The organism is Sulfurospirillum tamanense (assembly GCF_016937535.1).
Taxonomy (GTDB): Bacteria; Campylobacterota; Campylobacteria; order Campylobacterales; family Campylobacteraceae; genus Sulfurospirillum_B; species Sulfurospirillum_B tamanense.
In genome coordinates this window covers 66,174-73,734 of record NZ_JAFHKK010000011.1, presented here as the reverse complement: position 1 = coordinate 73,734, position 7,561 = coordinate 66,174, and the positions used below count along the sequence as shown (strand labels likewise).

Genomic DNA, 7,561 nt, shown 5'->3' with positions numbered 1-7,561 from the left:
ATTTAGACAAAAAATACATATCAAATTTTTTTAGCAGGTTTCCTTGTTTTTTTATCTTTCCCATCTGACATTTAGCAATTTTTGCTATAATCGGCCGGTTTTAAAACAAGGTGCAAAAACTAGAGTGTAGCTACATTTGAAATAGAAGTTTACAGGGCTGTAAGATGAAAAGACACGTAACAGTAGTAGCGTCTTTTGTTATCATGTTGTGCATAGGCAATGTGTATGCATGGAGTTTGATTGCATCGGAACTAATGCGAGAATACGGTTTTTCTGCTTTTGAATCCCAGATTGTATTTGGTGTAATTATTGCTGTGTTTCCCGTAACAATGATTTTTGTTGGCCAATTAGGGAAAACAGTAAAACATAGGTATTTTGGTTATATTTCTGGCGTGTTGTTCTTTTTAGGGTACCTGCTAGCAAGTTTTTCGCAAGGCAATTTTTTGATTGTGTTGGTGGGCATTGGAGTGCTCTCAGGTGTGGGAACTGGCTTTGGTTACTGGGTTGCTTTAACATCCCCTGTTCAGTGGTTTCCTGAAAAAAAAGGTCTTATTGCTGGTATTGCCGCTGCTGGGTTTGGTTTGGGTGCAGTGTTTATGTCAGAAATTTCTGGGTTAATGTTAGAGAGCGGTTACGATGTGTTGGAGCTCATAAGAATTATTGGAATATCCTACGGTGTAATCATTTTATTGTTTTCGAATTTTATTTTTCAAAGACATTGCCTAGATGAGAACAAGAGCATGAGAGCCTCTGATTTTATTAAAGCAAAAATTTTCAAAAAACTTTTTTTTGGTATATTTTTGGGAACTTTTGCAGGACTGCTTGTCATTGGCAGTTTGGGCATCATTGGCTCCAAGCAAGGTATTTCAGGTCATGCACTTGTTCTTGGTGTTGCGCTGTTTGCGGTTGCAAATTTTACAGGTAGGCTTATTTGGGGATTTCTTAGTGACCGCATTGGGGCAAGTCTAAGCATCTTTCTGGCACTTTTATTTCAATCTCTGGCAATTATAGGGTTGAACATCTTGCCACTATCGCCCCTTGTGTATTTAATGTTTGCTGTGTTTGTTGGTTTTGGGTTTGGCGGAAATTTTGTTTTGTTTGCTAAAGAAACGGCCCAAGTGTACGGGGTGCAAAACCTTGGTATTGTTTACCCTTATGTCTTTTTGGGCTATGCGATTGCGGGTATTGCAGGACCGATTACAGGTGGTTTTTTGTATGATGTGTCGGGTTCGTTTTTTTACCCAATTTTGTTGGCGAGTTTTGTGAGTTTTATGGGTAGCGTGCTGTTTTTGCAGCAACATATTAGGGAAATACGCTCTAAACCCTTAGGTATTTAGTTTTTTTAAAAGGAGTTTTGATGGAGATTTGTGACCTCATTGCAGGCTATGGTGCTTTTCGCGACAAACAGTTTAAAAAATACAAAAACCGTTTTATTGACCTTGTGCAACAAGGGCAGCGCCCCAAGGTGTTATTTATTGGATGCAGCGATTCGCGCGTAGACCCAGCGCTCATCACCAACTCAGACCCAGGTGATTTGTTTGTGTTGCGCAACATTGGAAACATGGTGCCTCCTTTTTCTCCTGATAATGATTTTCACGGGACAGCAGCGGGGATTGAGTACGCTGTGTCGGTTTTAAATGTTACAGATATCATTGTGTGCGGACACTCACATTGTGGGGCGATTGATGGGGTTTATCGCGAAATCAATGACCCTGCACTTATACATGTAAAGAAGTGGTTGGAACTAGGTAGACAAGCTAGAGACTACGTGGAAGAGACCCTAAAAGAGGGTGAATCAGCGAAGAAAAAACTCGAAATGACAGAGCGCATTTCGGTGGTATTTCAACTTTCTAACTTGCTTTCGTATCCTGAGGTTGCGAGGCGTGTGGAAGAGGGCACGTTGAGTTTGCGGGGGTGGTATTATAAAATCAAAACAGGGGAATTGGAGTATTATGATGATGATTCCATGACCTTTAAGCCCATGATAAGCGACGCATGATTCGACTAGGGGTGTTTTGGTGTGCCCTGCTTACCCTTGTGTTTGGGGTGAGTGTTGGCACCTATAATGTAGAAAATCTTTTTGATGCCAAAACCCAAGGGAGTGAATACGACGACTATACGCTAGGCAAACTTGGTTGGGATGAGAAAATGGCTCAAAAGAAGCTTGCCAACACCATAGCGGTTATTCGCGCCCTTGATGCGGATATTTTAGCCTTGCAAGAGGTGGAAAATGAGGCTTTGATGGAAAGCCTTTCCAAGACACTTTCTTACCCTTATTTTGCCTTTGCAAAGCCTTCTCATGTAGCCACAGGTGTGGGTGTGCTTTCGCGCTACCCGTTTGAGCAAACAGAGGCGATTCCCCTTGAGCGGGGGCGAGAAATGCTTTGGGCAAAGATCAAGATTGATTCAGAATATTTAGAGCTAGTGAATGTGCATTGGCCCTCTTTGCGTAATCCAAGGGAGCGTCGTTTGCGTGCGGCACAAACCCTCAAGACATTTGTGCGAGGGCGTGAAAAAGTTCTTTTGCTTGGAGATTTTAACGACCCTTTGGGGTATGAATCGGTGCTTGCTGAAACCTTTGGGCGTCTGGAACTGCGCCAAGGGTGGTTTGACCCGTGGTTTACGCAACAAGAGCGCTGGAGTCATGATTTTTTTGGAGATAAAAAAGCCCTAGACCGCATGGTACTTAGCCAAGGCTTGCTCAATAAAGAGGGGTTGGTGTATGCGTGGGGAAGTTTTGAACGTTTTTCACAACCCTTTTTTAGTACCAAAAATGGCTCTCCTTACCGATGGGAGCGACGCAACAGGGGAAAGGGGGCACATACAGGAAGAGGGTACTCTGACCATTTTCCGCTGAGACTAAAGCTCACCACAACCCAAATGCAATCTTCGCTAAACCCTGTTGGTCTTGAAACCGTCTTTAGTGCAAAAGAGGGCAAGGCCAATCTGTTTTTAAAAGATGCGACTGTGGTATACGTGCATAATGAGGGCATGGTGCTTGGGAAAGAGGGGCGTGGCGTGTATGTGCACAAACCCGACTTTGAAGTTAGCCTTGGCGAGGTTCTTGATGTGTGGGTGCATGGAGTGAAAAATTTTCAAGGGATGCGTGAGATTTCAGCTTTACATGTAGAGCGCGTGTCGCCCAAAAAAAGAGATATTTATGCCCATATGTTGCCCCAAAGCTCCCTTAAAGAAGCACGTCCAGGAGATGTGATGCGTGAGGTGGAGGGCGTGGTAAAACAAGGACGCTTGGTGACCTCCGATGGTGCGGTGCGTTTGTATGCCAAAAACACGTCACACCTCCCAAAAGAGGGCGAATACGTGCGCTTGGAGCGGGTGCGCGTAGGGATGTATGGCGGCCAAAAAGAGCTAATATTAGAGGAGCGAAAATGAGAGAAATTGTAGATGTTATTGCATGGGGGGCTTTTGCTTTTTTTGTTGTTTTTTTGGTGCGGGGATTTAACCGTCAAATGCAAGCGCGCCACGACGAAAGAGAGCGGAGAAAAAAAGAGAAATAGTTGCCAAAAAGCCTTTTTTAACGAAGCTTTTGCTACACTTTACCCCTTAAAATCGTAGATATTATGACTTAACCAAAGAGAAAAAGAGGTCCCATGACAAAGCCATTGTTGATTGAAATCGGGGTTGAAGAACTTCCTGCCATCCCTTTTTTAAACGAACTGCCAAACATTGAAGCCAAGTGGCTTGAGCTATTAGAGCGCGAAGGCTTGGGATGTGAATTTGAATTTTATTACACACCGCGCCGTTTAGTGCTGTGGCATCCTGCTTTTGCCCTTGCGCAACCCACTCGTTATGAAGAGTTTTTTGGCGCCCCTTTGAGTGCGGCCTACAAAGAAGGGGAGCCTACGCCAGTAGCCCTTGGCTTTGCTAAAAAATGTGGGGTTGAGGTAGGAGCTCTTGGCAGCACTGTGCGCGGAGACAAAGAAGTTCTGTATGTGAAAAAAGAGATTCAAGGGGTTTCGAGTAAAGAGATTTTGAGTCGCATGGTCGAGGCATGGTTAAAAAGTTTGAATTTTGGCAAATCCATGCGCTGGGGAAGCTTGGAGGAGAGTTTTATCCGTCCTGTTCGCTCTTTGGCGATGATGCTAGGAGATGAGCATGTGGTAGGGGAAGTTTTTGGGGTAAAGTCTATGTATTTTACCTACCCGCACCGTAGTGTTTCCTATGAACCTTTTGCATTTGACCAAGCGGGAGATTATTTTGAAAAGCTTGTTCAAGGCGGCGTGGTGCTTTTTCAAGAAGAGCGTTATGAATCCATTGTAGCGCAAATTAAAGAGATTGAAGCCGCTTGGGAGATTGAGGTTGAAAAAGATGCAGCTTTGCTTGCCGAAGTAGTGGCGATTACTGAACACCCCAAAGCTTTGCTTGGTAGTTTTGATGAGAAATTTTTAACCTTGCCTCCGGAAGTGATTATCACTTCCATGAAAGAAAATCAGCGTTATTTTCCCGTGTTTAAAGAGGGCAAGCTTACTAATCGGTTTGTAGTGGTTTCTAATGCGATTGCTAAAACATACGACCTTATTGTTTCTGGTAATGAAAAAGTGTTGCGCGCTCGTCTTGAAGACGCGCTTTTCTTTTGGGAAAATGACCTGCGCAATGGCCTCTCCAGCGAGGGATTGAAAAAGATTGTTTACCTAGAAGGGCTAGGTTCGGTTTACGACAAAGTAGAGCGAGAGCAAAAAGTGAGTGCGTACTTGGCTAGCCGTTACAAAGTGCGCTTAATGCAAGAGCGCCCCGATTTGGATGAACACACTTTAATGGCGCTACTAGAACGCACAGTTGGATTGTGCAAGGCAGATTTACTCAGTGAAATGGTGTATGAGTTTACAGAACTCCAAGGCACTATGGGGTACTACTACGCTATAAAAACGGGCCAGGACGCTTCTTTGGCGCTTGCATTTAAAGAGCAATACCTTCCTAATAGCGAGGAGAGTGCTCTTCCAAGTACGCTTTTTAGTGCTATTGTGGCATTGAGCTACAAGATTGACTCCTTGTTGGCGCTTTTTAGTATTGGTAAAATCCCAACAGGCACCAAAGACCCCTTTGCGCTTCGGCGTGCGGTGGGCGGGATTGTGAAAATTGCTCTTGACCAGCAGATTCCTTTTGATATTAGTGCAGATTTTGCTGCCCTTGCTGTGCACTATAAAGCCTTTGATAAAAAACTTCTAGAAGCTTTTATCATCGAGCGGTTGTATCCGTTTTTTGATGCCAATCCTTCCATTGTTAAGGCGGTGCTAGAAAGTGGCGAACGCGACATCGTAAAAATTGCGCGCAAAGTTGAGGCACTAAAAGCCATTACTGCTCAAAGTAATTTTAAAGAGGCACTAAGTACCTTTAAGCGTGTGGCAAACATTGTTAAAGATGTAGACATGACCCAGACGTTCGAGGTTAATGCGCAACTTTTTGAGCATGACCAAGAGGTGCGTCTTTGGGAGGCATTTGGCACGGTAATGAAAGCTGACATTCAAGATGAAGAGGCAAAGTTGGATGCGTTGTTTGGACTCAAGCCTAGCATCGATGCCTTTTTTGATAGCGTGATGGTTAATGCTGAGGATTCTGCCATTCGCCAAAATCGTCAGCACCTTATTGGCGCGATTTACCAAGCCTTTTTATCGGTGGCAGATATCAAGGAAATCTCTATTTAAAGTCTCTTTTGCCTTTACATGTAAAGGTTATGCAGGAGATGCTTTAGGAATAGAAAAATAATGCCCTTGGCAGTACTCAATGCCAAGGGAGTTGACAATGTTATAAATCTCTTCGTTGCACACATATTCGGCGACTACTTGAATCTTTGCCTCTTTGGCAAAGTTAACGATGCTTTTTACAACCGCGAGTGAGACTTTGTCTTCCACAATGTTTTTGATGATATCCCCATCTATTTTAATAAAATCTGTTTGAATTTGGGTCAAATAAACAAAGTTAGAATACCCAGTTCCAAAATCATCGATAGAGATTGTGTAGCCAAGAGACTTTAACATCAGCAGGTTTTCATCCGCATGTTTGTAGTGCATAAACTCTTCACTTTCTACAATTTCTAGCCCGATTCTTTGTGCAATGTTTTTCTCTTTGGCGTACTCTTTTAGAAGGTCAAGAATAGTTTCATTGATGATGTCTTGAGGATTGAGATTAACATTGATGCAAATGGCAGGATGGCGGCAAAGGGTCGCATAGCAAATTTCTAAAACCCTTTTGGTGATATTGCGCAAGACAAAGGTTCCTTTGATGGCGGGAAGGATTTTGCTCGGAGTAATGATACTCCCGTCTTTGTCAACAATGCGCAGTAGCGCCTCATAGTGAGAAAGTTTTTTGGATTGGGTGTGTACGATTTGCTGGAAAAAGCAGACCACTCTGTCCTCTTCAATGGCGACATTAATTTCACCTATGGTAAGGTGGGTGTGCTTGTGGCTGTTTTTGTTCTCTTCGTAAATTTCAATGCAATTTCTACCTCTATGTTTTGCATTGTAAAGAGCAATGTCTGCCAACTTAAAAGCATCAGAAAAAGTTCTGGATTGGTTTAGTGCTAAATTGATACCCATAGAAACGGTAATGTGAAGTGTGTCGGAGTTTGAAACATGAAAAGCCTTGGCTTGGATGCTCGTGAAAATTCTCTCAAAAATATTTAAAGGCGAGGCGTGGTCGGTCCTTTTGATTTTTGAAAGAATCACAAACTCTTCTCCCCCGTAGCGGATAACAATGTCATCTTTTTTGCGCGTGTTGGCAAGGATGATGCTGGCAACGTCTTTGAGAATCATATCTCCCGCATGGTGTCCGTAGGTGTCGTTGACTTTTTTAAAGTGGTCTATGTCTAAAGCGGCTAATGCGTAGTCGCCAAGGTTGATAAACTCTTCTAGCTCCTGAAGATAATTTCTGTTGTATGTATTGGTAAGTTTGTCTATGTAGGCACTTTTTTTAGCGACGACATACCGGTACGTTTGCACTATAAGTACGATAAAAAAGAGAACCATAATCCCTATTGTTGTTAAAAGGGTCGTTTTCATAAAGGCAAGAATAGTATTGATGCTCTCTACTTTTTCAACAGAAAAATCAATGGCTAAGACCAGCTGAACCTCTTGGTTGTTTAGTAAGGGAGTCAGGTAACTAATGGAGAGCGCTTTGAGAAAATCATGTCTAATAATTAGGGGTTCTTTTTTTTCATAAATTTCATTCCAAGCAGGGCTAGTGACGTCAAGTTTTTGATTAAGTAGAGCCTTTTCAAAAGGGGCAGAAGCATCGGCCAAAAATCTAAAAACACCTCTAGCGTCCCTGTAGAGAAGGTAGGCGTATTTGATATTTTTAGTGGGTAAAATCCTCAGATGGGCTTCAATTTCTTGTTGAAGAAGAGTGTTGCGTTGTATTTGAGTAACGTAGCTTTCTTGGGTGTTTAAAAGAGATGTGATGGTTTTTGCACTGTTTTGAGCAATGTGAAAAATGTCGGATGTGGAAATCTCAAACATTTTTGCCTCAACTTTTTCTTCCAGTTTGACAGTTCCGTATAGCAATGCACCCAAAACCACTCCGACAACAAGACTCAAGCCAATTAAAT

The 7,561-nt window shown here is 42.8% G+C and carries 6 protein-coding genes; 5 read left to right on the top strand and 1 reads right to left on the bottom strand.

The genetic code is table 11. The features are described 5' to 3' along the window. Nucleotides 1-164: 164 nt before the first annotated feature. The 5 genes from JWV37_RS06535 (at nucleotide 165) to glyS (ending at nucleotide 5,663) form a co-directional block, all read left to right on the top strand. Nucleotides 165-1,337, top strand: coding sequence for an MFS transporter (locus JWV37_RS06535; protein ID WP_205458979.1), 1,173 nt, complete (start codon nucleotides 165-167; stop codon nucleotides 1,335-1,337). Nucleotides 1,338-1,357: 20 nt separating this feature from the next. Then, nucleotides 1,358-1,999 (top strand): carbonic anhydrase, encoded by a 642-nt coding sequence (locus JWV37_RS06530; protein ID WP_205458978.1) that lies wholly within the window; start codon nucleotides 1,358-1,360, stop codon nucleotides 1,997-1,999. Next, on the top strand, nucleotides 1,996-3,393 hold the full coding sequence (locus JWV37_RS06525) for an endonuclease/exonuclease/phosphatase family protein (protein ID WP_205458977.1): 1,398 nt from the start codon (nucleotides 1,996-1,998) through the stop codon (nucleotides 3,391-3,393). Before JWV37_RS06530 ends, JWV37_RS06525 begins: the two co-directional genes overlap by 4 nt. Beyond that, a complete protein-coding gene (locus JWV37_RS12815; RefSeq protein WP_275898355.1) occupies nucleotides 3,390-3,518 on the top strand; it encodes a hypothetical protein in 129 nt (42 codons plus the stop codon). Before JWV37_RS06525 ends, JWV37_RS12815 begins: the two co-directional genes overlap by 4 nt. A gap of 93 nt (nucleotides 3,519-3,611) precedes the next feature. Beyond that, nucleotides 3,612-5,663, top strand: coding sequence for a glycine--tRNA ligase subunit beta (gene glyS, locus JWV37_RS06520; protein ID WP_205458976.1), 2,052 nt, complete (start codon nucleotides 3,612-3,614; stop codon nucleotides 5,661-5,663). Nucleotides 5,664-5,690: 27 nt separating this feature from the next. Here glyS and JWV37_RS06515 read toward each other — a convergent pair whose 3' ends face one another. Then, nucleotides 5,691-7,550 carry a bifunctional diguanylate cyclase/phosphodiesterase gene (locus tag JWV37_RS06515; RefSeq protein ID WP_240332069.1) on the bottom strand — a complete coding sequence of 620 codons (1,860 nt, stop codon included), beginning with the start codon at nucleotides 7,548-7,550 and terminating at the stop codon, nucleotides 5,691-5,693. Between the last annotated feature and the right edge of the window lie 11 nt (nucleotides 7,551-7,561).